Raw genomic sequence first — 26,604 nt, 5'->3', positions numbered from 1 at the left:
CGGTTGTCGAGCGCTGCGGCTACAAGCGCTTGCGGGGTGGCGGCGGGCGGCGGAACACCCCGACCATTTCCAGATGGCCCGAATAGGCGAACTGGTCGACAGGAATCACCCGCTCCAGGGTGTAGCCGCCCGCCACCAGGGTCGCGGCATCTCGCGCGAAGGTGCCGGCGTCGCAGGCGACCCCGATCGCCAGCGGCACCTTCGATTCGGCGATCCGGGCCGCCTGCGCGCCCGCGCCCGCCCGGGGCGGATCAAACACTACGGCGTCGTAGGCGTCGAGTTCGAGGGCCAGCAGCGGCCGGCGGAACAGGTCGCGGCGCTCGGTGGTGACCCGGCGCAGGCCCGGCACCGCCCGCACGGCCCGGTCGAGGCTGGCCAGGGCCGCCGCCTCGCCCTCGACGGCATGGACGTCCCGGCTGCGCGCCATGGCGAGGCTGAACGGTCCGCTGCCGGAGAACAGGTCGACGACCCGCTTCGTCTTCTTGTCGAGGGCCGCCACCACGGCCTCGGTCAGCACCCGCTCGCCCTCCTCCGTGGCCTGGAGGAAACCGCCGGCCGGCGGCACCAGCCGCAGGCCCGCGCTGGTGACCGCCGGAGCCCGGCGCTCCACCAGCACCTCTCCGTGCAGCGAGAGGCGCGCGAGGTCGAGGTCTCCGGCGAGGCGTACCAGCGCGGCGCGGACTCCCTCGGCCGCGGGTCCGTGCCCGCGGATGTCGACGTCGAGGCCGGCCTCGGTGGCGCTGACGGCGACGTCGAGGGGCTTGCGGCCGTGCCCGAGCGGCGCGCTCAGGGCCGTCGCCACCTGGGGCGCCCGGTGCAGGGCCGCCACGGTGATCGGGCAATGGTCGATGGCGACGAGGTCGTGGCTGCGCGCCGCCATCAGGCCGGCCTGCGCCCGGCCCTCGATGGCCCGCACGTGCAGGGTGAGGCGCCGCCGCCCGGCCCCGCGGGCATCGACCAGCGGCTCCGGCGCGACGGCGAGCCCCGCATGGGACAGCGCCTGGACGAGGTGGTCCCGCTTCCAGGCGGCGTAGGGCCCGGGCGCGAGGTGCTGCACGGTGCAGCCGCCGCAGGTGCCGAAATACGGGCAGAACGGCGCGATGCGATCCGGCGAGGCGTGCAGAACATCGACGACCGTCCCGCGCGTGCCCGCCCGCAGCACCGTGACGCGCTCCCCCGGCAGCGCCAGGGCGACGGCGGTGCCGTCCTCGGCCAGCCCGTCGCCGCGGGCGCCGAGGCGGCGGATCTCCAGGGTCTCGGGGGTCGGCTGGGTGTCCGGCTCGGTCATGGTCGTAGGTCCAGGCGCGCCCCGATCAGGAACTCGCGGTTGCCGTCGCCGCCGGCGACGGGTGACGGGATGAGGCCGAGGATCTGAAGCCCCAGAGCCTCGAGGGCGGCGCGGATCTCGGCGCAGACGGCGTCGTGGATGGCGGGATCGCGGACGATCCCGCCGCGCCCGACCCGGTCGCGCCCGGCCTCGAATTGCGGCTTGATCAGCGCCGCGAGGTCGGCGCCGGGGGCCAGCAGCGGCAGGAGGGCCGGCAGGATCAGCCGGAGGGAGATGAAGCTGACGTCGATGGCGCAGAGGTCCGGGGGGCGCGGGATCGCGGCGCGGTCGAGGCTGCGGGCATCGGTGCCCTCCAGGCTGGTGACGCGGGCGTCGTCCCGGAGGGAGACGTGGAGCTGGTCGCGTCCCACGTCGACGGCGTAGACGTGGGCGGCGCCCCGCGCCAGCAGCGCGTCGGTGAAGCCGCCGGTCGAGGCCCCGACATCGAGGCAGACGCGGCCGGCCGGGTCGAAGCCGAAGGCGTCGAGGGCGGCATCGAGCTTCAGCCCGCCGCGGGACACGAACGGATGGGGGGCGGACGCCACGAGGCGCGCGTCCCGGGCGAGGAGGTCGGAGGCCCGCGTCACCGGCTGGTCGTCCGCCCGGACGAGACCCGCCGCGATGGCGGCCTGGGCCCGGGCGCGGCTCTCGAAGAGGCCCCGTTCCACCAGCAGGCGGTCGGCCCTCAGCCGCTCCCGATTCATCACCACGCCCAACGAGTCTCGTTCCCGCCGGCCCCGGGCCGGTTCCTCCCGCTACACCACTCGGCGCCGGCGGCGAATGAAAATCGTCACGAATTCAGTCGCGCGTCCGGGTCGCCCTGCTCCATAACCGACGACGATGGCTGCTGATTCCGCACGGAACGGTTGCCGCCGGCCGGGCTTGTCCCGATCGCTGGGGGCCCGCCGCCCCGTCGGGGACGACGGATCGGGGCCGAAACTTGGGACACATCATGGTCGCGCCGCGTGAGATCGAGTTGAAGCTGGAATGCGAGGGCAGCGACCTCGCGGAGCTGAGCCGCCATCCCTTCCTGCAGGCGGAAGGCTCGGAGGACTCCCGCTTCCTCACTTCCACCTACTTCGACACGGCCGCCGGCGACCTGCGTGCGGCCGGGCTGACCCTGCGGGTCCGCCGCGACGGCGAGACGTTCGTCCAGACCGTGAAGGCCGCCGCCACCGCCCCCGGCCTGTTCGACCGCTCGGAATGGGAGGCGCCCGTCCCGGGGAACGCGCCCGACCTGGCGCAGGTCTCCGAGACGCCGGTGCCGGAGGTGCTGGCGGGCGCCGAGGCGCCGGAGCTGTCCCCCACCTTCGCCACCCTGGTGGAGCGGCGCAGCCGCGTGGTGCTCTACGGAGCCTCGCGGATCGAGGTCGCCTTCGACGAGGGTCGGATCGAGACCCCGAACGGCGACGCGCCCCTGTGGGAGCTCGAACTCGAACTCAAGGAGGGCCGGTCGGAGGACCTGTTCACCCTGGCCCAGGCCCTGGCCGAGACCGTGCCGCTCCGCCTCGGGGCACTGAGCAAGTCGGCCCGCGGCTTCAGCCTCCGCGACGGCACCCTGCGGCGCCCGAGCAAGGCGCGGCCGGTTTCGCTGGCGCCGGACGCCACGGCCGGCGAGGCCTTTCGCGCCATCGCCTTCGCCTGCCTGTCCCACCTGCGCCTCAACGAGGACGTCTTCCTGCACAACCGGGACGTGGAGGCGCTGCACCAGCTGCGGGTCGCCCTGCGCCGCCTGCGTTCGGCCCTCACCCTGTTCAAGCCGGTCCTGGCGCAGGACGCGACGGCCGCGACCCTGCGCGACGAGATCAAGCGCATCACCGAACCCTTCGGCCACGCCCGGAACCTCGACGTGTTCCTGGCCGAGACCCTGACGGCCGAGATGGCCAGGCGCCCGGACGAGGCCGGTCTCGACGACCTGCGCCGGCGCCTCGAGGCGGAGCGGGACCGCGCCCATGACGGCGTCCTCGCCACCCTGGAATCGCAGGAATGGCGCGGCCTGGTCCTCGACGTCGCCGCCTGGCTGGAGACCGGCGCCTGGCGGACCGGACCGGCCGCCCCGGACCGCGAAGTGCCGGACCGCGGAGTGCCGGCGCGCGACTTGCCGGCGCGCGACTTCGCCGCCCAGGTGCTCGACAAGGCCCTGCGCCGAATCCGGAAGCGCGGCCGCCACCTCGACCGCCAGGAGGCCGAGGAGCGGCACCGCGTCCGGATCGAGGCGAAGAAGCTTCGCTACGGCGCGGAGTTCTTCGCCAGCCTCTACACCGAGAAGAAGCTGCGCAAGCGCCACAAGGCCTTCGTCTCGGCCCTGTCCGACCTGCAGGACCATCTCGGCAGCCTCAACGACCAGGCCACCGCCCACACGGTGCTGGCCAGCCTCGTGGCGGTGCCCGACCCGCAGGAGATCCCCGGCGAGACGGCGTTCGCCGCGGGCCTTGCGGCCGGCGACAACGAGGCCGACGGCCGGAAGCTGCTGAAAGCGGCCGCCGAGGCCCACGGGGACCTCGTGGCGGTCAAGCCGTTCTGGCGCTGAGGCGCCAACGCCGCGGTGTGACTCAGCCGCGGGGGCTGAGGGCGTAGAGCGTGATCGCGGCGGCGTTCGAGACGTTGATGCTGCGGATCTCGCCGCTGAAGGGGATGCGGGCCAGCACGTCGCAGTTGTCGCGGGTGCGCTGGCGCAGGCCCTTGCCCTCGGCCCCGAGCACGATCACGGCCGGGCGCTTCGGGCCGATGGTGTCCAGTACGGTCTCGGCGTCGGAATCGAGCCCGATCCGGGTGAAGCCGCGCTTGCCGAGGTCGACCAGGGCGTCCGACAGGTTGCGGACCACGATCAGGGGCACGTGCTCCAGGCCGCCCGAGGCGGATTTGGCCAGCACGCCCGTGGCGTTGGGCGAGTGCCGCGCGGTGGTGATGATGCCCGCCACCCCGAAGGCGGCGGCGGTGCGCACGATGGCGCCGACATTGTGCGGATCGGTGATCTGGTCGAGGGCGAGGAGCAGCACGTCGTCGCCCAGCTCGTCGAGATTCGGCCCCGGCAGGGGGTCGGCCTCCAGGTAGAGGCCCTGGTGCACGGCGTCGGGTCCGAGCAGCGCGTTGATCGCGCTCGGGCGCACCAGCTCGGGATCGATCCGCAGCGTCCCGATCTCCTCGGTGAGCCGGATCATGGCGTTCTCGGTGGCGAGCAGCCGGTGCAGCTTGCGGCCCTCGTTGGCCAGGGCCTGCGCCACCGGGTGCCAGCCGTAGAGGACGACGTGGTCGCCGGAGGCCGCCGCGACGCTTGCCGCGCCCCGCTGATTCTGCGGCGGCCCGCGCCGGAAGGGACTGCGCGAAAAGCCGGGCTTGTTCGTCCTCGGCCCCGGCGGGCCGTCGCGTCGCGTGGTCATGCAGTCAGGTCCGCTCTCCGGCCGCCGGAAGGAGCGGTCCGCGTGTCCGCCCGACAAACCGGCCGGGGCCGCATTCGTCAAGCCGCAAACCCGCGGCGATTCCCCCGTTGCCCCCGCGCCCGAAGCCGCATATAGAACCGCTCACCGCAGCGGCGCCCTTCGTCTAGCGGTCCAGGACGTCGCCCTTTCACGGCGAAAACACGGGTTCGATTCCCGTAGGGCGCGCCAGCGATGTCTTCGCGGTCGATCTCCGATCGCCCCCGATCCGCTCTATCTTGCCAGTCCGCAACAATGCTCGAACGCCTCTTCGGGCATATCGGACCACCGGTTTCGCTTCTCTAACGACCCCCCTCCGGCGAGGGGTCCCGTACGGTCGCGGCCACGCAATTTATCGGCTCGCTCATGCGCGGCGACGGGGCGTCACCATTCCTGCGGAGCCACGAGAAGCGGCGCCGCGCAGCGAATCACATTTCGAGATCTGGAAAGAGATGGTGAGCGCGCTGGGGCTCGAACCCAGGACCTACAGATTAAAAGTCCGTTGCTCTACCAACTGAGCTACGCGCTCGTGTGCGACGGGGCGTTGCGGCGCTCGGCGCCGCGCCGTGTCGAACAGCGTGGCTCGCAATAGGGGGTCGGCGGTATGGGGTCAACCGGCTTCGCGGTCGTCCCCCGGGGATGGTGCGTCAGGCCGCGGCGCGTTCGGCCTCGGCCCGGGTCCAGGCCGCGCGGGTCTCGTCGCTGAAGTCGGCGAGGCGGCCCTGCGCGATGGCGGTGCGCAGGCCCGCCATCAGGTCCTGGTAGTAGGACAGGTTGTTCCAGGTGAGCAGCATCATTCCCAGGATCTCGTCGCTGCGCACGAGGTGGTGGAGGTAGGCCCGGGAATAGTCGCGGGCCGCCGGGCAGGACGAGGCCTCGTCCAGGGGGCGGGTGTCCTCGGCGTGGCGGGCGTTGCGCAGGTTGATCCGGCCGTGTCGGGTATAGGCGAGGCCGTGGCGGCCGGCGCGGGTCGGCATCACGCAGTCGAACATGTCGATGCCCCGGGCCACCGAGCGCATCAGGTCGTCCGGAGTGCCGACGCCCATGAGGTAGCGCGGCTTGCCCGCGGGCAGGTGCGGCTCGACCGTCTCGATCATCGCCAGCATCACGTCCTGGGGTTCGCCCACCGCGAGCCCGCCGATGGCGTAGCCCTTGAGGTCGAGGTCCACGAGGGCGCGGGCGCTCTCCACCCGCAGGGCCGGCACGTCGCCGCCCTGGACGATCCCGAACATCGCCTTGCCGGGCTGGGTGCCGAAGGCCACGCGGCAGCGCTCGGCCCAGCGCAGGGACAGGTGCATCGCCTTCTCGATAGCCGCGTGCTCGGCCGGCAGGCGGACGCACTCGTCGAGCTGCATCTGGATGTCGGAGCCGAGCAGGCCCTGGATCTCGATGGAGCGCTCCGGGCTCATGTGGTGGGTCGAGCCGTCCACATGGGAGCGGAAGGTCACGCCCTGCTCGTCCAGCTTGCGCAGGGCCGAGAGCGACATGACCTGGAAGCCGCCGGAATCGGTGAGGATCGGGTGCGGCCAGTTCATGAAGCGATGCAGGCCCCCGAGGCGGGCCATGCGCTCGGGACCGGGGCGCAGCATCAGGTGGTAGGTGTTGCCCAGGACCACGTCGGCCCCGAGTTCGCGGACCTGGCCCGGATACATCGCCTTCACGGTGGCGGCCGTGCCCACCGGCATGAAGGCCGGCGTCCGGATGGTGCCGCGCGGCATCGTGATCGCGCCGGTGCGCGCGGCCCCGTCGGTGGCGTCGACGCGGAAGGTGAATTCGGCGGGCAGGCCGGCGGATGCGGCGGGAGAGGCGGGCTCGGACATGGGCGCCGTCTTAGAGCCTCCGGCGCTTTCGAGGCAAACCCCGCGCGGGCCGGCGCCTCAGCCGCGCGCCGGAAACAGCAGGCTGGAATCGCCGTAGGAATAGAAGCGATAGCCCCCCGCGATGGCGTGCGCGTAGGCCACCCGCATGGTCTCCAGGCCCGAGAAGGCCGAGACCAGCATGAACAGGGTCGAGCGCGGCAGGTGGAAGTTGGTCATCAGGGCGTCCACCGCGCGGATGCGCGTGCCCGGGGTGATGAAGATCTCGGTCTGGCCGGCGAAGGGGTGGAGGCGGCCCTCCCCGTCGGCCGCGCTCTCGAGGAGGCGCAGGGCCGTTGTGCCCACAGCGACGATGCGCCCGCCCCGCGCCCGCACGCCGTTGAGGGCCTCGGCGGTGTCGGCGTCGAGGCAACCGATCTCGGCATGCATGCGATGGTCGGCGGTGTCGTCGGCCTTCACCGGCAGGAAGGTGCCGGCGCCCACGTGCAGGGTCACGGTGTGGCGGGCGATGCCGGCGGCATCGAGTTCGGCCAGCATCGCCTCGGAGAAGTGCAGGCCGGCGGTGGGGGCCGCCACCGCGCCGGGCTCGCGGGCATAGACGGTCTGGTAGTCGGTGGCGTCCTGCGCGTCGGTGGGGCGCTTGCCGGCGATGTAGGGCGGCAGCGGCAGGTCCCCTATGGCGGCGATGGCCTCGTCCAGGGCCGGTCCGGCGAGATCGAAGCGCAGGGTGATCTCGCCGCCCTCCCCCTTCGCCGCGATGGTGGCGTCGAGGCCGCCGAGGGCGCAGGGCGCGCTGGCGCCGTGGCGGCCGAAGCTGACCCGGTCGCCGGCGGCGAGGCGCTTGCCCGGCCGGGCGAAGGCGCGCCAGGTGTCCGCCGCCTCGCGCAGGTGGAGCATCGCCTCCATCCGCAGGCCCGGCGAGCCCGGGCGATGGCGGACGCCGGCGAGCCGCGCCGGGATCACCCGGGTGTCGTTGAAAACCAGGGCGTCGCCCCGGCGCAGGAGCTGCGCGAGGTCGCGCACCCGCCGATCCTCCAGGCCGTCGTCGGGCCGGACCACGAGGAGGCGCCCGGCATCGCGGGGCACAGGCGGCCTGAGGGCGATGCTGTCTTCGGGCAGCTCGAAATCGAAGAGATCGACGCGCATGCCGCGCCACCTGCCCGGTTTGCCCGCGCGGATCAATGGTCCGGCGCGCGTGCCCGGAACCCGGGACGGTCCTGCCGGTTCGCTGAGGGGCCGGGCCACCGCCCGGCGCGCCTGGATTTTCGTACTTCCGGTTGCGATAGTCCGACCCCCTCACGGTGAGATCGAGTCAGGAGTTCGAGGCATGAGCGACGGGACCCCCCGGCCGGTGCGGCCGGGCCGCGTGACCCTGGACGGGCAGCTGGTGACGTACTGGGAGCGGGAGGCGCAGCGCCTCGAGACGCTGGCCGATGCCGCGCGCTGGAACTGGAGCGCCCGCAGCTTCCGGCGCAAGGCCGAGCGCGCCCGGGCCGAAGGCGCGCGCTTCGCTGCCCGCGAGCGGGCGCGCAAGCCCGTGGCGCCGGACACGCCGGAGACCTCCAAGTCGGCATAGCCCCGGCTCAATCGTTCAGCGGCGGGTTCAACCTTTGCCGTGGCCTTGGCGCCGGGACGGGCGCTATGGCCGCGCGACCGGGCGTCGCTGCTGCGCCCGGGCCGAGACCGGACGTCGCCATGGACCGTACCCAGAAAGCTGCCCTCCTGAGCGCCGGCCTCGGCGCCCTGGTGATGGGCCTCAAGTTCGCCGCCTACTGGGTCACCGGCAGCCTCGCGCTGTACTCGGATGCCCTGGAGAGCATCATCAACGTGGTGGCGGCGGTGTTCGCCCTTGTCGCCCTGCGGGTCGCCGCCCGTCCGGCCGACGACGACCACCCCTACGGCCACCACAAGGCCGAGTACTTCTCCGCCGTGATCGAGGGCGCGCTCATCGTCGTGGCGGCGATCCTGATCCTGCGCGAATCCTTCCACGGGCTTCTCGACCCGAAGCCCCTCGACGCGCCGCTGACCGGCCTCCTCGTCAACCTCGTGGCCACCGCGATCAACGGCGCCTGGGCCGTGATCCTGCTGCGCCGCGGCCGGGAATGGCGCTCCCCCGCCCTGGTGGCGGATGCCCGGCACGTCATGGCCGACGTCGTCACCTCGGGCGGCGTGCTCGTCGGCGTCGCCCTGGTGGCGGTCACGGGCTACGCGATCCTCGATCCGCTCATCGCCGGGCTCGTCGCCCTCAACATCCTGTGGTCGGGCTGGGGCATGATCCGCGATTCGGTCAGCGGCCTCATGGACAAGGCGGCCCCCGGCGAGATGGTCGCGCAGATCCGCGCGCTCATCTCCCTCCACAGCACCGGCGCCCTGGAGGCGCACGACGTCCGCACCCGCCACGCGGGACAGGCCACCTTCATCGACTTCCACCTCGTGGTGCCGGGCACGATGACGGTGCAGGATTCGCACGCGATCTGCGACCGGCTGGAGGCCGCCATCGAGAACGCCATCGAGGGCTCCGTGGTGGTCATTCACGTCGAGCCGGGCGAGCACGCCAAGGGACGCGGCGTGCCGGTGATCTAGGGTCTCTCTCGTGGATTTGTCTTCTCGGGAGAACCGGTTTCCCCTCATCCCGGGCGAACTCTAGCCGACGGACACCGTCTCGCCGAAGATCGCCTCGAAGGCGGCGCGCAGTTGCATGTCGACCTCGGGCATCGAGACGAGGTGGCCGAGCTCGACGAGGCTGGTGACGCCGTGGCCGGCGATGCCGCAGGGGACGATGCCGGAGAAGTGCGACAGGTCCGGCTCCACGTTGAGGCTGATGCCGTGGAAGCTGACCCAGCGCCGGACCCGGATGCCGATGGCGGCGATCTTGTCCTCGACCGCCGCCCCGCGCTCCGGTCGGCGGACCCAGACCCCGACCCGGTCCTCCCGCCGCTCGCCGCGCACGTTGAAGGCCTCCAGGGTCGCGATGATCCAGGCCTCCAGGGCGGCCACGTAGGCCCGCAGATCCCGGCGGCGCCGGTTGAGGTCGAGCATCACGTAGGCCACCCGCTGGCCGGGCCCGTGATAGGTGTACTGCCCGCCCCGGCCCGTCCGGTGCACGGGGAAGCGCCCGGGGGCGACGAGGTCGTCGTCCTGCGCGGAGGTGCCGGCCGTGTAGAGCGGCGGGTGCTCCAGCAGCCAGACCAGTTCCGGCGCCTGCCCCGCCGCGATCGCCTCGGCGCGCGCCTCCATGGCGGCCACGGCCTCCCCGTAGAGCACGAGCGCGTCGCTGATCCGCCAGTCCACCGGCGCCGCGCCGGCCATGGGCCGGAAGTCCCTCGGCGGGAGCGCCAGCCGGGTGGCATTTAGGGTTTCGTTTACCAAGACTTCACCATCGCGCGTGGAAGGTGGACGGAAGGGCGGACGCCGCATCGCGCGCCGCCCCGGAGCGGGGGACGGGGCGCGTGGCGGTTCTGGAAGACCTGAAGGTCGATCTTAAGGTGGTGCTCGGCCGTAGTCATATGCCGCTGCACATGCTGCTGCGCATGGGCCGGGGCGCCGTGATCGAACTCGAATCCACCGAGTCCGATATGGTCGAGATCCTCGCCAACGACCACCCGATCGCGCGGGGCCAGATCGTCGTGACGGGCAACCGCATCTCCGTGGAAATCACCGAGCTGATCCGCAAGGCCGAGGTGGTGCGCCTCGCTGGGGTGACCATCGGCGAGGGCGCGGTCCCGGTCCTCGAAGGCGGTGTCGATTTTCTCTGATCCCGCCCACGCGGCGCTTGTCGGACGGAAATCCCTCTGTTATTGGCTGCGCCGCGCCCCGAGAGATCGGCCGCCGCAGCCGAGTGAGACAGGATCTCCGGGCCCGGTGACCGACGCGAACGGTGTGTTGACGATGCGGCCATGGCGGAATTGGTAGACGCGCTAGCTTGAGGTGCTAGTCCTGCAAGGGGTGGAGGTTCGAGTCCTCTTGGCCGCACCAACTCAACAGAGTTGGTGTCCCCTCATGAACTGACGAGGTCGCTACCAGGCCTCCCCTTCTCCATCCGACAATTCGTACGATCAGGCGCCCTGCACAGACGCGCCTCTTCCATCGCCCGTCCGCTCCCACACCGAGACCGGCTCGCGGAGGGGCGCATAGGCGGCGCGGTAGCTGCGTGGGCCGATGACGGGCAGCAGCCGGTTTCGCGCCCAGTCCGGCAGCGCGGCGGTGCGCGACAGGCGATCGGTCATGGCCTGGACATGGGCCACGCGGGGGCGACGCCGCGCCTCGTAGGCGAGGCCGACCGTGTTCCAATCCGCTTCGCGCCCCAGGAGGTCCGCGAGCACCAGGGCATCCTCCAGGGCGAGGGCGGCGCCCTGTGCCCAGACCGGCGCGGTGGCATGGGCGGCATCGCCGGCCAGGAGAACCCGGCCTTGGGTCCAGCGCGCGATCCGCACCTCCTCGAGCGGGGAATGATGGATCGCGTCGAAATGGACCAGGACTCGATCCAGGGTGTCCTGCACCAGGCGCGGGAAGGGGGCGAACACCCGGCGGACTTTCGCCAGATCCCGTTCGCCCGCCCCGGTCCGGCTGATCGAAACCCAGCCATAGACCGTGCCGGTGTCGACCGGGATGAGCAGGAACAGGCCCCCCGCCCCCGCCCAGAGGGTCCACGCATCGATGCCGGGGTTTGGGGCCATGAAGCGCCAGCTGGCCTGTCCGAGCACGGCCGCGCGGGTCGCCTGTTCGCCGAACATGGAACGCCGGACCGTCGAGTGGACCCCATCCGCGCCGACGAGCAGGCCGCCCTGCTCCACCCCTCCTTCGCCAAAATCGACGCTCACACCCGACGCGGTCGCCCGGACCGCGCGGATCGTGCCGCCACGCCGGATCGCCTCCGGCGGGAGGTCCTGACCCAGGAGGCGCTGAAGGTCGGAGCGGCGCAGGCAGCGCGGGCAGGCCGCCTCCCCCCAGAACGCCGCCTCGTCCACGGCGAACAGGAGCTGGCCGCGATGGGTGCGATATTCGCGCCGCCGGACGGGCGACCCGACGCGCTCCAGGGCGTCGCCCAGCCCGAGTTGCCCGAGGGCCTGCACCGCGTTGCCCGGGAGGTTGATGGCGAGCCCGCCATCCTCCGGCGCCGTGCGCCGCTCCAGGGCGAGGACGGGCACCCCGCGCCGGTGCAGGGCCCGCGCCGCCGCCAGTCCCGCGATGCCGCCGCCGGCGACGAGGACGCGCCCGCGCGCATCATCGATCATGAAGCCTCTCCATTCGCGTCCCGACCGGCGCTGCGCACTCTGCACGCGCGCCACTGTGGCAAGGATACGCGCGCGCGGGAACCGCCTGCTGCGCCGGACCTTCCCGGTATGGGTTCGCCCTGTGCGGCGGGTTCCCGCGCAGGTCTGCCCTGTGCCAGACCGCCTTGTCCGGGTCGGGCATGTGCGAGACCGATACGCGCGGCCCGGCGCTTGCAAGCGAATCGCAGCAAGTCGAACGCGGGTGTCGGCGACGACGCTCCTTGCTGGCGGTTCTCGCCGCCGGCCCGCGGCGATGACGGAAAATGGGTGCTATCGCGACCGAAACTACGTAGGTTTGACGGAGACGCTCGCCGAGCGCAGAGGGAAGCGGAATGCGGTTGATCGAGGACGTGGATGCGAGAGGGGGGCGACGGCTCCTGCGCGGTGCCTACATTTGGTATCGCTTCACCATCCTCGCCGTTCGCGAGATCCTGACGCGCCGCGACACCGAGCACCACCGGGGCGGGGCCCCGTCCTACCCAGGGCCGCACGCAGGATCCCACCCGCGCCGGCTGTCCTGGTCGAGCGGCCCCAAGGCCTGAGAGCCGGCCGACCCGATCCTCGGTGGGGTCGAGCAGCAATTGGATGCTCTCGCCCCCCGCGTCGGCTCAGCTCTCCAGGCGCTCGTCGCCCAGGAACTCGATCCCGAATCCCGAGAGTCCGACATAGGCGCGCGACGAGGTCGCGAGGTTGCGGATCGACGAGACGCCGAGATCGCGCAGGATCTGGGCGCCGAGCCCGACTTCGCGCCACTGCGCCACGCGCTGCGCCTCCGAACCCTCCTCGACGAAGGGCTTCAGGGGCACGCCGGCCGTGCCGTCGCGGAGGTAGACGAGGATGCCGCGGCCTTCCTCGGCGAAGCGGCGCATCACCGCCTCGATCTGGCGCCCGCCCTCGATGACGTCGGCCACCACGTTCGACCGGTGCAGGCGCACCAGCACGTCCTCGCCGTCTCCGATGCGGCCGTGGACGAAGGCGAATTGCTGCACGGTCTCGAACGGCGTCGTGTAGGCGTAGCCCGTCATCTCGCCGAACTCGGTCTTCACCGGGAAGGTGCCGACCCGCTCCACCAGGGTCTCGCGGGCCTGCCGGTAGGCGATCAGGTCGGCCACCGAGACGCGCTTGAGGTTGTGCAGCTCGGCGAAGGCCGTAATCTGCGGACCCTTCATCACCGTGCCGTCGTCGTTGGCGAGTTCGCAGATCACGCCCACCGGGGGTAGGTTCGCGAGCTTGCACAGGTCCACCGCCGCCTCGGTGTGGCCGGAGCGCATGAGCACGCCGCCATCCTTGGCGATCAGCGGGAAGACATGGCCGGGACGGACGAAATCGTCCTCGCCCATGTTGCCGTTGGCCAGCGCCCGCACCGTGTTGCAGCGCTGCTCGGCCGAGATCCCGGTGGTCAGCCCGTGCTTGGTGTCCACCGTCACCGTGAAGGCGGTACCGAGCGGCGCGTCGTTCGAGGCCACCATCGGGTCAAGGCGCAGGCGCCGGGCCTCGGCCCGGGTCAGGGGCGCGCAGACGATGCCGCAGGTGTTGCGGATGATGAAGGCCATCTTCTCCGGCGTGCAGAGCGCGGCGGCGACGACGAGGTCGCCCTCGTTCTCGCGGTCGTCGTCGTCGGTGACGACGACGATCTCGCCGCGAGCATAGGCCTCGATGGCCTCGGTGACGTGGGTGTGGGGCACGGGCTGTCTCTTGGCGTTTCGCGGATCGGACGACGGCGGGCGCGGGCAGGATCAGTCCCGCGCGCCGACCTGCCCCCGATGACGCAGATAGTGATCGGCGAGGACGCACGCCATCATGGCCTCGGCCACCGGCACGGCGCGAATGCCGACGCAGGGGTCGTGGCGCCCCTTGGTGACGAGGTCGACGTCGCGGTTGTCCCGGGAGACGCTCATGCGCGGCGTCAGGATCGAGGAGGTCGGCTTCACGGCGAAGCGGCAGACGATGGGCTGGCCGGTGGAGATGCCGCCCAGAACCCCGCCTGCATGGTTGGCGAGGAAGGTCGGGGCGCCGGCATTGCCCGAGCGCATCTCGTCGGCGTTCTCCTCGCCCCGCAGGGACGCGGCGGCGAAGCCGTCGCCGATCTCGACGCCCTTCACGGCATTGATCGACATCATGGCGGCGGCGAGATCCGCGTCGAGCTTGCCGTAGATCGGCGCGCCGAGACCGGGGGGCACGCCCTCGGCCACCACCTCGATCACCGCGCCGACGGACGAGCCGTCCTTGCGGATGCCGTCGAGGTAATCGGCGTAGAAGGTCGCGGTCTCGGGGTCCGGACAGAAGAACGGGTTGGCGTTCACGGCCTCCCAGTCCCAGCGCGACCGGTCGACGGCGTGGGGGCCCATCTGCACGAGGGCGGCCCGGATCGTGACGCCGGCGGGCAGGACCTTGCGGGCGACGGCGCCCGCCGCGACCCGCGCGGCGGTCTCGCGCGCCGAGGAGCGCCCGCCGCCGCGATAGTCACGGATGCCGTACTTGGCCTCGTAGGCGTAGTCGGCATGGCCGGGCCGGTAGCTGTCCCGGATCTCGGAGTAATCCTTCGAGCGCTGATCGGTGTTCTCGATCTCCAGGGCGATCGGCGTGCCGGTGGTGAGCTGGACGCCGCCGGTGCGGTCGTCGGCGAAGACGCCCGAGAGGATGCGGACCTGGTCGGGCTCGCGCCGCTGGGTGGTGAAGCGCGACTGGCCGGGCTTGCGCCGGTCGAGTTCCGCCTGGATGTCCTCCGCCGACAGGGCGAGCCCGGGCGGACAGCCGTCGACCACGCAGCCGAGGGCGACCCCGTGGCTCTCGCCGAAGGTGGTGACGCGAAACAGGTGTCCGAACGTATTGTGCGACATGGCGCTCCCGCTCTAGCGCGGGTTTGGCCCGAGGGCCAGCGCGGGGCCATGCGCCGGTCCGGGGGCGACCCTGCGCCAGGACACGCGCTGCGCCTCAGGCATCCGGCCGCGCGAGCACGCCGCCGGTGGTCGGCTCGCGCACGCCGGTGGTGGACGGGAAGGTGATCGGCAGGCCCTTGAGCGAGCGCACCGCGAGATGCGCGAAGGCCTGTGCCTCGAGATAGGCCGAGGACCAGCCGATGGCGTCCGCCGTCGTGATCTCGGCGCGCAGGTGGTAGTTCAGCAGGCGCACGAGCTCGCCGTTGCGGGCGCCGCCGCCGGCCACGATCCAGCGGGCCGGGATCTCGGGGGCGTGGTCGAGGGCGCGGGCCACCGCGCGGGCGGTGAAGGCCGTGAGGGTCGCGGCGCCGTCCTCCGTCGAGAGCTGGCCCGCGAGCTTGTGCGAGAACCAGTTGCGGTCGAGGGATTTCGGCGGCCGCCGGGCGAAGAACGGGTGGATCAGCAGCCAGGCCAGCAGCGGCTCGTCGGGGCGTCCGCGGGCGGCGGTGCGGCCGCCGTCGTCGAGGGGGCGGCCGGTGCGCTCCCGCATCCAGTCGTCGATCAGCGCGTTGCCGGGCCCCGTGTCGAACGCGATGACGTCGCCGTTCGCCGACAGGATGGTGGCGTTGGCGACCCCGCCGATGTTCAGGATGCCGAGGGCCCCCTCGAAGCCGGAGGCGCGGGCGAGGGCCTGGTGGAACACCGGGACCAGGGGGGCGCCCTGCCCGCCCGCCACCACGTCGGCGTGGCGCAGGTCCGACACCACGGCGATGCCCAGCCGCCGGCTCAGGGCCGCGCCGTCGCCGATCTGCACGCTCATGCGCTGGTCCGGCCGGTGCACCACGGTCTGGCCGTGGAAGCCGATCACGTCGATGTCGGCCGGGGTGAGATGGTTGTCCGCCAGGAAGCTCTCCACCGCCTCGGCATGGGCGGCAGTGACGAAGGCCTCGGCCTCCGCCAGGCAGCCCGGCCTGTCCTCGCGGGCGGTGACCCCTTCCGAATCGATCAGCGCCTGGCGCAGCAGGGCCCGGTCCTCGTCCGAGTAGCCGCGATAGCCCGTCGGCCCGAGGGGCTCGAGGTAGCCGTTGTGGCTCTGGACCACCCGCACGGTCTCGCCGTCGGTCTCGATCAGGGCGACGTCGACGCCGTCGAGGGACGTGCCGCTCATCAACCCGATCGCGCGCATCATCGTCATGGTGCCCTCCCCGGGCCTTGATGCCCGTGCCTTCCGTCCGCAGCCCTGCTAAGAGCCGCCCCACATCCCGTGCGGTGCTATCACGCGGCCTTCAACGCTGTCCCGCGCCGCGATTCTCGAAACCGGAACCTCGCATGTCCTCCGACGCCCCCCAGGCTGCCGCCGCAAACGCGCCCTTCCAGCCGCAATCCGATTTTCTGAAGGTCCTGACCGAGCGCGGCTACATCCACCAGGGGTCGGACCTCGCCGGCATCGATGCGGCCGCCCGCGAGGGCCGGCTAACGGCCTATGTCGGGTACGACTGCACTGCAGCCTCCCTGCATGTGGGCCACCTCCTCTCGATCATGATGCTGCACTGGCTCCAGGCCACCGGCGGCACGCCCATCACCCTGATGGGCGGCGGCACGACGCGGGTGGGCGACCCCTCGGGCCGGGACGAATCGCGAAAGATTCTCACCCTCGCGCAGATCGAGGAGAACAAGGCCGGCATCCAGAAGACCTTTTCGCGGTTTCTCACGTTCGGTGACGGCGGCCAGGCTGCGACGATGGTCGACAATGCCGAGTGGCTGACCAAGCTGAACTACATCGAGATGCTGCGCGACATCGGGCGCCACTTCTCGGTCAACCGCATGATGTCGATGGACAGCGTGCGCATGCGCCTGGAGCGTGACCAGGAACTCTCGTTCCTGGAGTTCAACTACATGATCCTGCAGTCCTACGACTTCGTCGAGCTCAACCGTCGCTACGGCTGCGTGCTGCAGATGGGCGGCTCGGACCAGTGGGGCAACATCGTCAACGGCATCGATCTCGGTCGCCGCATGGGCACGCCGCAGCTCTACGGGCTTACCTGCCCGCTGCTGACCACCGCCTCGGGCGCCAAGATGGGCAAGACCGCCGCCGGGGCGGTCTGGCTCGATGCCGGGATGCTCAGCCCCTACGATTACTGGCAGTTCTGGCGCAACACCGAGGACGCCGATGTCGGCCGCTTCCTCAAGCTGTTCACCCTCCTGCCCATGGACGAGATCGCGCGCCTGGAAGCCTTGCCCGGCGCGGGCATCAACGAGGCCAAGAAGGTGCTGGCGACGGAGGCGACGGCCCTGATGCACGGCCGCGAGGCGGCGGACGCTGCCGCCGAGACGGCCCGCAAGACCTTCGTCGAGGGCACGGTGGCGCAGGACCTGCCGAGCATCACCGTGCCGCCGGAGCTCCTGGACGCCGGCCTCGGCGTTCTCTCGGCCTTCGGCCCGGACTACGCCAAGCTCCTGCCCTCCACCAGCGAGGGCCGCCGCCAGATCAAGAGCGGGGGCCTGCGCGTCAACGACGTGCCGGTGACGGACGAGCGCGCGGTCCTGCGCACGGCGGACCTCACCGCGGACGGCGTCATCAAGCTCTCGTTCGGTCGCAAGAAGCACGTGCTCGTCCGCGTCGCCTGAGAGCTGATCCGCCGTATCGACCCGAGACCATGGCCCGATCCTGGAAACCCCGGAGGTCCCCTGCCTTGGTCAGGACCGGGGGACGTGGCATGACGGGCCGATGCGCATTCCTTCGCTGCCAGACCATAGCGTGGCCGTCTCGGCCTGCCGGAGCGAGAAAGGTCGCTTTCGCTGGTCGGTCTGCACGACCGGCTATCACCCATACCGGTCCCCGAGCTCCTACCCGTCCGCGGCCCTCGCGCTCGCGGCGGGGATCTCGCACGCGCACGTTTTGGCCGAGCAGCATCCGATCCGCGCCCGGATCAACGACGGGAGCTGGCTCTAGGCGCGCGTTCGCGCCCGGCAGCGTCCGGGCGGCGGGATCCGACCCAATCTACAATAAGTGTAGGTGATCGATCGATCGAGGCGCATACTGCCCGCTGGGTAGGAATCTCTATGACAATCAAAGAACTCGTGCGTCGGCGTCGATCTTCGGCAGGACAGGCGGCCGTCGTCGGTGTGACGCGTGCTTTGGAGATGGCGTTTCCCATCATCGAGAACGAAGCGGGGCTCAATCGTATCGGTCGGGCCCTGGCCGCCCTCGTCGCGTTGGACGCCGTGGCAGAGCGCGTGGTCGCCGTCGAGGCGGCCTGAATGAGGGAAGTCTGATCGCGACGGACGTCGCCGGGGCGGACGCGATTGGCCACCGGGGCGGTACGACGGCCGCTCGCCAGGCGTCTTCGCGCAACTTCAACAGATCACAGCCAAAACGCAGGCGATCCCCCGGACCGCGTGCGTCCGTGCCCTGCGATCGGTCCGTCGGCGTCGTTCGCACCGAAGGTCGGCCCCAGAGCGCGCCTGTCGCTGAGCGCAGGGCCGAGGCGTGGCAGGGATTCGGATCTCAAACCGGTATCAGTGTCTGAGCGAGGTGGCGCCGATGCAGGTTCCGATGATGAAGATGAGCGCCGCGGCACAGAAGTGCAGCGCGGGAGACGGTGTCCGGGAGAGCGTTGGCTCGGAATTTCCGGCCTGAACCCGGACCATCGTTGCGCCGATCGCCAAAGCGACCAGGGCGACCGCCACGTCGAGGGCCACTTCGAGGAATTCCTTCATCCAAGGTGCCCTAATCCCATTGCTGGCTGTCGAGGTTGCAAGCGCCGTTCGTCAGCTTGGCAATGGCCGACATGGCCTCATCCAGGCTCGGGTGCCGGAGCTTGATGGTCTGCAGGATCGTGCCCGGCTCCGGTTCGATGCTGACGGTATCCCCCGTCGCGCTTCTTCGGATCGTTCCCAGATCGCGACCCAGCCGATCCTTCAGGGACCAGACATCGACGTCCGATTTCATCGGCGTGAGGACGACATCCATCGGCGGTCCCTTAATACGATGACCTGAGAGTAACGTCAGCCCTATCGTTGGCCGCTGACGCGCGAGATCCCTCATGAAAGATGCACTCTGGGTCGGTCTCTGGCAATCATGGAAAGCAAACTTATTGCTATTTTAACGCGTAGGAGCTTTCAGAAACTCGTGTATGTTCGCCTAAATCTTGAAAAGGGCGAAACATGTTCCGAATTATTCTCCGTCACGAGACGTCGGCGCTTGGCTCGAAGGCTTGGACCGACGACCTGGACTCGGCGAAGTCTCATGTGAAGGCCCTGATCGACAAGCCGGGTACGGGCGTTCGACCCACATCCGCGGAGATCCGCGATGGCATCTCGCAGGCGATCGTCTACCGGTATCCCCCTCTCCCGTAGGGTCCGGTCGACCGCCGTGACGCTGGGGCACCGAGCCCGCGCACCGCGATCCCCCGTCCGTCACGAAACATCCCGAAGCGGGGTGCCAGGCGACGCCGGGGGATGGTTCGCCGCGAGATCTCCCCTGCGTCCAGGGCGGGGGGCGATGAAGTCCACGAAGGCGCGCAACGGCGCCGGCAGGTAGCGGCGCCCGGGATAGTACAGGAACGGCCCGGAGAACCGCTGCCACCAGGGCTCCAGCACGGGCTCCAGGGCGCCGCTGTCGAAATGCGGCTGGAGCCAGTCCTCGAAAAGGTTCAATAGTCCGACGCCGGCGACCGCTGCGTCGATGGCGAGTTCGGTCGCCGCCCCGACGCGCACGACCAGCGGCCCCGTCGGCTCGACCCGGACGATCTCGCCGGCGCGCTCGAATTCCCAGGCCGGCATGGCGCCGCTGGCGAAGCGGCCGCCGATGCAGGCATGGTCGAGGAGGTCGCGCGGGTGCTCCGGCCGGCCGTGCCGGTCGAGATAGGCCGGCGCCGCCGCCGTGGCGAAGCGCTGCTCCCGCGGGCCGATCGGGACCGCCACCATGTCCTGCTCCAGGCGCTCGTCGTAGCGGATGCCGGCATCGCAGCCGGCGGCCAGCACGTCGACGAAGCTGTCGTCGGCGATCACCTCCAGGCGGATGTCGGGATAGGCTGCCAGGAAGGGCGGGACGATCCGGGGCAGCACCAGCCGGGCCGCGCTCACCGGCACGTTGAGCTTCAGCGTGCCGGCTGGCCGATCGCGAAAGCCGTTGACCACGTCCACCGCCGCCGCGACCTCGCCGAGGGCCGGTTTCAGGCGCTCCAGAAGACGCAGGCCGGCCTCCGTCGGGACGACGCTGCGGGTGGTCCGGTTCAGGAGCCGGACCCCGAGGCGCGTCTCCAGGCGCCGCACCGCCTCGCTCAGTCCGGAGGCGCTGAGCCCACTCGTGCGGGCACCGTCGCGAAAGCCGCCGGCTTCCGCCACGGCCACGAAGGCCGCGAGTTCCCCGAGATCGGTGCGCATCGTTCGTTTCCCCGCACGGCCCGTGCGCATTGTGCCGGATTATCGCGCGGGGCGGCAGGGGCTAGGTGGAGCTCAGCGCAGAGGAGTTTTCCATGAACGATCGCGACAGGGCGAAGGATCTCGACGGAGCCGGCACTTACCAGCTCGGCGACCGGACGGTGAAGCGGATGGGCTACGGTGCCATGCAGCTCGCCGGACCGCAGGTGTTCGGCCCCCCGAAGGACCGGGCTCGTGCTGTGGCCGTGCTGCGGGAGGCGGTGGCCTCCGGTGTGGATCACATCGACACGAGCGATTTCTACGGCCCCCACGTCACGAACCAGATCATCCGCGAAGCGCTGCATCCCTACCCGGACGATCTCGTCCTCGTCACCAAGGTCGGGGCGCGGCGGGGACCGGACTCCTCCTGGAACCCGGCCGCCTCCGCCGAGGACCTGACGCACGCCGTCCACGACAACCTGAGAAACCTCGGCGTCGAGGCGCTGGATGTGGTGAACCTGCGGATCATGTTCGACGCGCACGGTCCCGCCGAGGGCTCCATCGCGGAGCCCCTGGGCGTCCTGGTCGACCTGCAGCGCCAGGGACTCGTGCGCCGGATCGGGCTCAGCAACGTGACGCCGCGCCAGGTGGCCGAGGGGCGCGCGATCACGCCCATCGTCTGCGTGCAGAACGCCTACAACCTCGCGCAGCGCGCGGACGACGCGCTGGTCGAAGACCTTTCCGCCGCCGGCATCGCCTACGTGCCCTTCTTTCCGCTGGGCGGCTTCAGCCCGCTCCAGTCGACGACGCTGTCGGCCGTCGCCGCGCGCCTCGGCGCGACCCCGATGCAGGTCGCCCTCGCCTGGCTCCTCGCCCGCGCGCCCAACATCCTGCTGATCCCCGGCACGTCGTCGCCGGAGCACCTGCGCGAGAACATGGCGGCCGCCGGTCTGTCCCTGCCGGCGGACGCGCTGGCGGAGCTCGACGGGATCGCGGGCGCGGGCTGACCATGGGGATCCCGGAGCGGGGTCGCGCGCAGGACGGCGAGCCCCTCAGCGCTCGGTCTCGCTCATCGGCGCGCCCGCAGCGAGGCCGTCATTGCCGCCGCCCGCGCTGAACAGCTTGCGCAGGATGCCGGGGGCGAGGGCCGAGAGCGGGTTCACGCTCACGTCAGGCTTGGCGAGGCGGCCGGACACCCGGAAGTTCAGGGCGAACAGGCCCTCGTTCCGGCCGCCACCGAGGAGCTGGCCGAGGATCGGCAGCTGGGAGACGACGTTGTTCAGGCCGTAGAGCGGCACGAAGGTGCCGTTGATGTCGGTGCGCTCCTTGGCGGTGTCGAGGAAGCCCGTCATGGTGAAGCCCATGGCGGGGTTCGAGATCGCCGCGTCGCTGATGTCGATCCGGCTGCCTGTGCGCGTGAAGATCGCCCGCAGGCGGTCGAACTCCACGTCGTTGCCGGCATTCTGCACGACGTATTTCCGGCCGCGGGAATCCACGACCTCGCTGGTGGCCGGCCCCTGCGCCATGATGCTGGACAGGGCCGGCTCGTTGCGCAGGATGAAGTTGCGGATCTGGACGGAGCCCGGCTGCGGCCCGTCGTTCAGGGCGCTCGTCATGATCAGCTTGCCGCCGTACATCCGCTTGTAGATGTCGGCGAAGCGCAGGGTCGAGCCGGCATCCAGCGTCTCGATGGTGACGCTCGAGGCGCCGCGATCGGTGTGGGTCACCTGCGCCGAGAAGGGCGCGCTGCTGAACTTGCCCTGGACGCGCCCGCTTCGCAGGTCGCGGCCGCGCAAGGAGAGCTTGGCGCTGGCATTGGTCAGGGATTCCCCGTTGAAGCCGCTGACGATGCCGAGGCTGAGATCGGCCTCGACATCCTTCGGGTTCGCATCCCGGGCCCCCTTGACGTCGGGCCCGCCGAGCCCGCGCAGGAACGGGCGAGCATCGGCCACGGCGCCCCGGACGGCGACCCGATAGGCATTGCCGCCGGTGCGGTCGACCTGGACGCGCATGTCGTCCCCGGGCGAGAGCTTCAGCGCCGTCAGATCCGCGCGCTCCAACCCCCCGTCGCCGTTGAGGCTGGCGCTGCCGCGCGCCATCAGCGGTCCCGCGTCGACGACGAGATCGCGCAGGTCCTGGTTGCCGTTCGCCCCCTCGCTCACGGTGAAGCTCGCGCGTCCGGCCTTGCCGACGGCCTTCGTCACGCCCGGCAGGAGTCCGTCGCTCCCCATCCGGGTGAGGTCGGCCTCCACGCGGATCGGGGGCTTGCCCGGTCCGGTCCGGCCGATCGGCAGGGTCAGGCGGACCGGGATGGTGCCGGTGATCTGGGGCGCCACCGGCAGGCCCTTGCGGGCGCGCAGGGCGTCGTCGATGGCCAGGCCGATATTCACCTCGCCGGGTGCGCCGGCCTTGGGCTGGCGCAGGTCCACCGTGATCGGCGTGCCCATGACGCGGCCGTCGCCCTTGAGCGAGAAGGCGCCCCGCTCGTAGAGGACCGCGAAGCGTCCGCTCTCGAGCCGCTCCTTCCCGAACACCTTGTCGACCGCGATGTCCGACAGGGTCCCGGTGATGCTCACCGGCAGGTCCGGCAGGTCGGGAATGTGCTTCAGGTTGAGGGGGAAGTCGATGCGCAGGTCCGCGGCGCCCTTCACCGTCCCGGGATCGAGATCGAGGCCCGTGAGGGTCTTGAACATGTTGGTCTGCAGCAGCGAGACCAGGGCGTCGGCGCCGCCGCTGAGGCGCAGCCCGATCTGCGCCGTCACCGTGTCGGGGGTGATCTTGGGGATCACGAAGGATCCATCCGAGATCGACAGGGTCCGGTTGTCCGCCATGCGGACATCGGCGGTGACGTTGCGGATCTTGGTCGTCTGTCCGGTGATCGTGCCGGTCACCCGCCCCCGCGTGAGCGGCGGCGAGTCAGGCACCACGATCAGGGTGGCGTCGGAGACCGCGAAATCGATATGGACCGCGTTGTCGGGCATCGGCTCGCCGCGGGTGGCGGCGGCGAGTTCCGAGCCGCTCATGTCCACGGTGATGTCGACCGCGTTGACCTTTCCGCCGCGCAGGTTGTCCACGAGGTAGTTGCGGGCGGGCGGCGCCACGTGCTCGGGCCAGAGGCGCAGCGCCATGCGCCCGTCGGTGTCGCCGGCGACGATGTGCAGGGTCAGGCCGTCATCGTCGGCCGAGGTCCCGATGGTCCCGGTGATCCGGCCGTTGGCGGCACCGGCCCGGACCGAGAAGTCGTCGATGACGATCCCGCCGGCCTTGCCGGTGAGAAGAGCCGAGACCGTGTCGAGGCCGACGGGCTTGTCGGCCGCATTGGCCCCGCGCAGTACCGCATCCTTGCCCGCCAGTTCCAGGGTCCAGGCGGAATCCGCGCCCGCGGGCGCCGCGGTCCAGGCGCCGGTGAGGTGCACCGCGTTGCCGGCCCCGCGATAATCGAGGGCGTCGAGCTTCATCGCCCGGCCGGCCTCGTCCCAGCTCACCGCGGCCGCGAGGCTGTCGATGGTGACCGGGTTGAAGTCCTTCTCCTCGATCAGGACGTTGCCGCCGCCGGTGCGGATCTCGGCCGTCATCGTCTCGATGCGCCCGGCATCGATCGCCACGTCGGCCTTGGCCGAGAGCTTGAGGTCGGTGTCCACCGGCAGCTTCGACTGGCCGGACAGGAGGAGGAGGTCGCTAATCGGCAGGTCGTCGAGGGTGATGATGCCGGTGCGCTTAGTGCCCCCGGCCTCGTGCAGGTCGCCGCCGAAGCGCCATTCCCCGTGCGGCCCGTCGATGCGCAGTTCGAAGACCCGAGCGTCGCGCACGGCATCGCGGCGGAACAGGCCGTTGACGTGCTCGAACACGGCGCGCTGGCGGGCATCGTCGTCGATGAGCGTAAGGCGTCCGTTGGTGATCCGCGCCCGGTCGAGGGCGCCGATCACGCCGGCGGAATCGAGCACCACCCCGAAGATCGAGGCGACGCTGGCGGAGATCGGCGAGACGTGGCCGGCCGCGGCATCGACGCTCGGCAACGTGTGGGGCACCACCGCGCTGCCCGGGCTGCTGTCGGAGGCCGCGAAGGCGATGCTGCCGTTGCGGTGGACCAGGGCCGTCATCTGCAGGTCCCGGAACTCGATGGCCCGCGGCTGTACCGCGAGGCGCAGGAGGCTCCAGGTGTCGAGGCTGACTACGGCCAGGGGCGCCCGGACCACGAGGGCGCCCTCGGGATTGTGGATGTCGAGGCCGGCGACGCGCAGGGCCAGGGACTGCTCCGCGTCGAGCTCCAGGGCGCTGTCGCTGAGAGCGACGCGCCAGCCGGGACCGATGCTGCCGGCGATGGCCGAGGCCACGCGCTCCGACATGCCGTCGATGCGCAGGGGACCCATCGACAGGCGGCCGATGATTCCGCCGACGGCGACCGTCAGGCCGACCACCAGGGCGGCCGCAATCCAAAGCAGCGGCCGCCGCCGTGCGGCGGGCCGCGCGGGCCGCGAACCTTTGGCCGTTTCCTGGTCCATCAATCCTTGTGCCGCTGGATCGGAACGTCCCCTCGGGCTATCGAGCGGCAGTCCTACGGGTTTCTGCTTGCGCGGGTCTTTGGCGTTCGTCGGTCCTGGTGCGCCGGGGCGTGGAACTCCCGTCGCGGTGCAACGCCAGAGGCACACCATCAATCGGCCGAAAGGAAGGCATGATGCCCCTCGATACCGGAGATCAGGCGCCCGACTTCACCCTGCCGGGCGCCGGCGACGAGACGATCAGCCTCGGGGACCTGTCGGGCCGCAAGGCGGTCCTGTACTTCTACCCCAAGGACGACACGAGCGGTTGTACCCTGGAGGCGCAGGGCTTCAACGCCCTCGGCCCCGACTTTGCCGCGGCTGACACCATCGTGATCGGGGTGTCGCCGGACTCGGTGAAGAGCCACGACAAGTTCCGCGCGAAGTACGCCCTCACCTTTCCGCTGGCCTCCGACGAGGGCAAGGCCATGCTCGAGGCCTATGGCGTGTGGGTCGAGAAGAGCATGTACGGCCGGAAATACATGGGCGTGGAGCGTACGACGATGCTCCTGGACCGCGCGGGTCGCATCGCCCGGATCTGGCCGAAGGTGAAGGTGCCGGGCCATGCCGAGGCGGTGCTGGCCGCCGCCCGCGACCTGGCCTGAGGACTGGATTCCGTATGATGAATCGTCGGGGCTGCGCCTTGGCGGTTCGTTAACCCTGATTCGGGCAGGGTGACGCGGTGGATCAGGTCACGCGTCCCATGCCATCGTCTTCCCGGAAATCCTCCTCGACGGCGAACCGCGTCGTCCCCGCCGGCCCGGCCTCAACGCTGCGGTCCCGCCTCCTCGCCGGAGCGCTGGCCGTCGCCGTCGCCTGGGCCGGCGGGGCGACGTACTACCTCGTCTTCCACGACGAGGTGCTGGCCCGCTTCGTCTCGCAGCAGAGCGCCCTCCAGTACGGCTACGAGGAGCGGATCGGCACCCTGCGCCTGCAGCTCGACCGGGTGACGATGGAGCAGGCAGCGTCGCGCGACGGCCTCGCCCAGCGCATGGCCGAGCTCGCGCGCCGGCAGGCCGCGCTGGAGGCCCGCCAGGCCGCCATCGCCACCCTCGCGGGCGATCCCGGCGCCGCGACGCTGGCCGCCCCCGTGAGCGAGGCGCCCGAGCCAGCGATCAAGGGCCCGTCCCATTCCCTGCCGGGCACCCTGTCAGGCGCCAAGCCCTTCCCGACCCCCGATGCGCTCCAGCTCAGGACCGCCGCCGACCCCGCCTCCGGGCGACAATCCGCCCGCGCGGTCGAGGGAAGGGTCGCGGCCCTGGAGCAGCGCCTGGACGGCCTCGCCGAGGCGCAGTCCCGCGTGCTCGCCACGATCGGGGCGCGGGCCGGCAAAGGCGCCCAGCGCCTGCGCGGCCTCGTCGCCCGCCTCGGTCTCGATCCCGCCCGCTACGAGCACGAGCGTCCGGCCGGGATCGGTGGGCCGCTGGTGCCCCTGAGCGGCGACGCGTTCGCCCTGTCCCTGTCGGAGGTTCAGCGCTCCCTGGCCGAGGAGGCGCATCTGCGCCGGATCACGGCGGCCCTCCCCGTGCGCCGTCCGCTCTCCGGGGACCTCAGCCTGTCCAGCAATTTCGGCCCCCGCCTCGATCCGTTCACCCGCGGCTACGCCATGCATACCGGCATGGACATGCGGGCGGAGACCGGAGAGCCGGCCCGCGCCACGGCGGCGGGGCGCATCACGGTGGCCGAGTACAATGGCGGCTACGGCAACATGGTCGAGGTCGATCACGGCCACGGCCTCGTGACGCGCTACGCCCATCTCTCGGCCTTCGACGTATCGCCGGGCCAATGGGTCGAGCCGGGCACGATCGTCGGACGCGTGGGGTCTACCGGCCGCTCCACCGGCAGCCACCTGCATTACGAGACCCGCATCGACGGCGAGCCGGTCGACCCGGTGCGCTTCCTCAGGGCCGCCGACGCGCTCTGACCGGCCCTCCGCCGGCCCCGCTTCGCGTCGGGATTCCCCGACGAGGGAGCCGGCGCGGCGTTTTCC

At 71.2% G+C, this 26,604-nt stretch carries 23 protein-coding genes and 3 tRNA genes; 11 read left to right on the top strand and 15 right to left on the bottom strand.

Annotated elements, in window-relative coordinates:
- Nucleotides 1-19: 19 nt before the first annotated feature.
- A complete protein-coding gene (locus ASG63_RS00845; RefSeq protein ID WP_056211110.1) occupies nucleotides 20-1,288 on the bottom strand; it encodes a class I SAM-dependent RNA methyltransferase in 1,269 nt (422 codons plus the stop codon).
- Nucleotides 1,285-2,031, bottom strand: coding sequence for a TlyA family RNA methyltransferase (locus tag ASG63_RS00840; protein ID WP_056211107.1), 747 nt, complete (start codon nucleotides 2,029-2,031; stop codon nucleotides 1,285-1,287). The genes ASG63_RS00845 and ASG63_RS00840 overlap by 4 nt, the downstream gene beginning before the upstream one ends.
- Nucleotides 2,032-2,279: 248 nt before the next feature.
- On the opposite strand from ASG63_RS00840, the gene ASG63_RS00835 reads away from it, so the two are divergent.
- Nucleotides 2,280-3,857, top strand: coding sequence for a CYTH and CHAD domain-containing protein (locus tag ASG63_RS00835; protein ID WP_056211105.1), 1,578 nt, complete (start codon nucleotides 2,280-2,282; stop codon nucleotides 3,855-3,857).
- Nucleotides 3,858-3,879: 22 nt separating this feature from the next.
- Here the strand turns inward: ASG63_RS00835 and rlmB are convergent, their stop codons facing one another.
- A complete protein-coding gene (gene rlmB / locus ASG63_RS00830) occupies nucleotides 3,880-4,707 on the bottom strand; it encodes a 23S rRNA (guanosine(2251)-2'-O)-methyltransferase RlmB (RefSeq protein ID WP_082504699.1) in 828 nt (275 codons plus the stop codon).
- Nucleotides 4,708-4,859: 152 nt separating this feature from the next.
- Here rlmB and ASG63_RS00825 point away from each other — a divergent pair.
- A tRNA-Glu gene (locus ASG63_RS00825) sits at nucleotides 4,860-4,935 on the top strand.
- A gap of 261 nt (nucleotides 4,936-5,196) precedes the next feature.
- Here the strand turns inward: ASG63_RS00825 and ASG63_RS00820 are convergent.
- From ASG63_RS00820 to queA, 3 genes are all read right to left on the bottom strand, one after another.
- A tRNA-Lys gene (locus ASG63_RS00820) sits at nucleotides 5,197-5,272 on the bottom strand.
- A gap of 118 nt (nucleotides 5,273-5,390) precedes the next feature.
- Nucleotides 5,391-6,563: a tRNA guanosine(34) transglycosylase Tgt gene (gene tgt / locus ASG63_RS00815; RefSeq protein ID WP_056211103.1), complete on the bottom strand. Its 1,173-nt coding sequence runs from the start codon at nucleotides 6,561-6,563 to the stop codon at nucleotides 5,391-5,393.
- 57 nt (nucleotides 6,564-6,620) lie between these two features.
- Nucleotides 6,621-7,706, bottom strand: coding sequence for a tRNA preQ1(34) S-adenosylmethionine ribosyltransferase-isomerase QueA (gene queA / locus ASG63_RS00810; protein ID WP_056211100.1), 1,086 nt, complete (start codon nucleotides 7,704-7,706; stop codon nucleotides 6,621-6,623).
- 181 nt (nucleotides 7,707-7,887) lie between these two features.
- Here queA and ASG63_RS00805 point away from each other — a divergent pair, with 181 nt between their 5' ends.
- Both ASG63_RS00805 and ASG63_RS00800 read left to right on the top strand, forming a co-directional pair.
- Nucleotides 7,888-8,136 carry a hypothetical protein gene (locus tag ASG63_RS00805; RefSeq protein WP_056211098.1) on the top strand — a complete coding sequence of 83 codons (249 nt, stop codon included), beginning with the start codon at nucleotides 7,888-7,890 and terminating at the stop codon, nucleotides 8,134-8,136.
- A 119-nt stretch (nucleotides 8,137-8,255) separates the two neighbouring features.
- On the top strand, nucleotides 8,256-9,143 hold the full coding sequence (locus tag ASG63_RS00800; RefSeq protein WP_056211096.1) for a cation diffusion facilitator family transporter: 888 nt from the start codon (nucleotides 8,256-8,258) through the stop codon (nucleotides 9,141-9,143).
- 60 nt (nucleotides 9,144-9,203) lie between these two features.
- Here ASG63_RS00800 and lipB read toward each other — a convergent pair whose 3' ends face one another.
- Entirely contained in the window at nucleotides 9,204-9,977 is a 774-nt protein-coding gene (gene lipB, locus ASG63_RS00795; RefSeq protein WP_082503893.1) for a lipoyl(octanoyl) transferase LipB, read from the bottom strand.
- A gap of 32 nt (nucleotides 9,978-10,009) precedes the next feature.
- Here lipB and ASG63_RS00790 point away from each other — a divergent pair, with 32 nt between their 5' ends.
- Together ASG63_RS00790 and ASG63_RS00785 are read left to right on the top strand one after the other, a co-directional pair.
- On the top strand, nucleotides 10,010-10,315 hold the full coding sequence (locus ASG63_RS00790) for a FliM/FliN family flagellar motor switch protein (protein ID WP_056211093.1): 306 nt from the start codon (nucleotides 10,010-10,012) through the stop codon (nucleotides 10,313-10,315).
- A 135-nt stretch (nucleotides 10,316-10,450) separates the two neighbouring features.
- Nucleotides 10,451-10,535, top strand: a tRNA-Leu gene (locus ASG63_RS00785).
- 80 nt (nucleotides 10,536-10,615) lie between these two features.
- On the opposite strand, the gene ASG63_RS00780 is transcribed toward ASG63_RS00785, so the two are convergent.
- Nucleotides 10,616-11,794 carry an FAD-dependent monooxygenase gene (locus ASG63_RS00780; protein WP_056211091.1) on the bottom strand — a complete coding sequence of 393 codons (1,179 nt, stop codon included), beginning with the start codon at nucleotides 11,792-11,794 and terminating at the stop codon, nucleotides 10,616-10,618.
- Nucleotides 11,795-12,165: 371 nt separating this feature from the next.
- Here ASG63_RS00780 and ASG63_RS00775 point away from each other — a divergent pair, with 371 nt between their 5' ends.
- Nucleotides 12,166-12,375, top strand: a complete 210-nt coding sequence (locus ASG63_RS00775; protein ID WP_056211089.1) for a hypothetical protein — start codon at nucleotides 12,166-12,168, stop codon at nucleotides 12,373-12,375.
- A 66-nt stretch (nucleotides 12,376-12,441) separates the two neighbouring features.
- Here ASG63_RS00775 and ribB read toward each other — a convergent pair whose 3' ends face one another.
- The 3 genes from ribB to ASG63_RS00760 form a co-directional block, all read right to left on the bottom strand.
- Nucleotides 12,442-13,518 carry a 3,4-dihydroxy-2-butanone-4-phosphate synthase gene (ribB, locus tag ASG63_RS00770; protein WP_056211087.1) on the bottom strand — a complete coding sequence of 359 codons (1,077 nt, stop codon included), beginning with the start codon at nucleotides 13,516-13,518 and terminating at the stop codon, nucleotides 12,442-12,444.
- A 51-nt stretch (nucleotides 13,519-13,569) separates the two neighbouring features.
- Nucleotides 13,570-14,673, bottom strand: coding sequence for a chorismate synthase (gene aroC, locus ASG63_RS00765; protein ID WP_056211085.1), 1,104 nt, complete (start codon nucleotides 14,671-14,673; stop codon nucleotides 13,570-13,572).
- A 94-nt stretch (nucleotides 14,674-14,767) separates the two neighbouring features.
- Nucleotides 14,768-15,907: an anhydro-N-acetylmuramic acid kinase gene (locus ASG63_RS00760; RefSeq protein WP_200917640.1), complete on the bottom strand. Its 1,140-nt coding sequence runs from the start codon at nucleotides 15,905-15,907 to the stop codon at nucleotides 14,768-14,770.
- Between the two features lie 134 nt (nucleotides 15,908-16,041).
- Between ASG63_RS00760 and tyrS the strand changes: the two genes are divergently transcribed.
- Entirely contained in the window at nucleotides 16,042-17,340 is a 1,299-nt protein-coding gene (gene tyrS / locus ASG63_RS00755) for a tyrosine--tRNA ligase (RefSeq protein WP_056211083.1), read from the top strand.
- Nucleotides 17,341-18,231: 891 nt separating this feature from the next.
- Here the strand turns inward: tyrS and ASG63_RS00745 are convergent.
- The 3 genes from ASG63_RS00745 to ASG63_RS00730 all read right to left on the bottom strand — a co-directional run bounded on the left by ASG63_RS00745 (nucleotide 18,232) and on the right by ASG63_RS00730 (nucleotide 20,100).
- Nucleotides 18,232-18,432, bottom strand: coding sequence for a hypothetical protein (locus tag ASG63_RS00745; protein ID WP_056211078.1), 201 nt, complete (start codon nucleotides 18,430-18,432; stop codon nucleotides 18,232-18,234).
- A gap of 10 nt (nucleotides 18,433-18,442) precedes the next feature.
- Entirely contained in the window at nucleotides 18,443-18,685 is a 243-nt protein-coding gene (locus tag ASG63_RS00740) for a hypothetical protein (RefSeq protein WP_056211076.1), read from the bottom strand.
- 446 nt (nucleotides 18,686-19,131) lie between these two features.
- Complete coding sequence (locus ASG63_RS00730) at nucleotides 19,132-20,100, bottom strand: LysR family transcriptional regulator (RefSeq protein ID WP_082559124.1); 969 nt, start codon at nucleotides 20,098-20,100, stop codon at nucleotides 19,132-19,134.
- A 92-nt stretch (nucleotides 20,101-20,192) separates the two neighbouring features.
- Between ASG63_RS00730 and ASG63_RS00725 the strand changes: the two genes are divergently transcribed.
- Nucleotides 20,193-21,083 carry an aldo/keto reductase family oxidoreductase gene (locus ASG63_RS00725; RefSeq protein ID WP_056211072.1) on the top strand — a complete coding sequence of 297 codons (891 nt, stop codon included), beginning with the start codon at nucleotides 20,193-20,195 and terminating at the stop codon, nucleotides 21,081-21,083.
- A 45-nt stretch (nucleotides 21,084-21,128) separates the two neighbouring features.
- Here ASG63_RS00725 and ASG63_RS00720 read toward each other — a convergent pair whose 3' ends face one another.
- Entirely contained in the window at nucleotides 21,129-24,578 is a 3,450-nt protein-coding gene (locus ASG63_RS00720; RefSeq protein ID WP_056211070.1) for a YhdP family protein, read from the bottom strand.
- A gap of 173 nt (nucleotides 24,579-24,751) precedes the next feature.
- Between ASG63_RS00720 and ASG63_RS00715 the strand changes: the two genes are divergently transcribed.
- Both ASG63_RS00715 and ASG63_RS00710 read left to right on the top strand, forming a co-directional pair.
- Nucleotides 24,752-25,219: a peroxiredoxin gene (locus tag ASG63_RS00715; protein WP_056211439.1), complete on the top strand. Its 468-nt coding sequence runs from the start codon at nucleotides 24,752-24,754 to the stop codon at nucleotides 25,217-25,219.
- Nucleotides 25,220-25,317: 98 nt separating this feature from the next.
- Complete coding sequence (locus ASG63_RS00710) at nucleotides 25,318-26,538, top strand: M23 family metallopeptidase (RefSeq protein ID WP_056211069.1); 1,221 nt, start codon at nucleotides 25,318-25,320, stop codon at nucleotides 26,536-26,538.
- Nucleotides 26,539-26,604: the final 66 nt, after the last annotated feature.

Source organism: Methylobacterium sp. Leaf94 (assembly GCF_001426045.1).
Lineage (GTDB): Bacteria > Pseudomonadota > Alphaproteobacteria > Rhizobiales > Beijerinckiaceae > Methylobacterium.
Note: the sequence above shows the minus strand (reverse complement) of the source record. Positions and strands in the feature narration are given on the sequence as shown.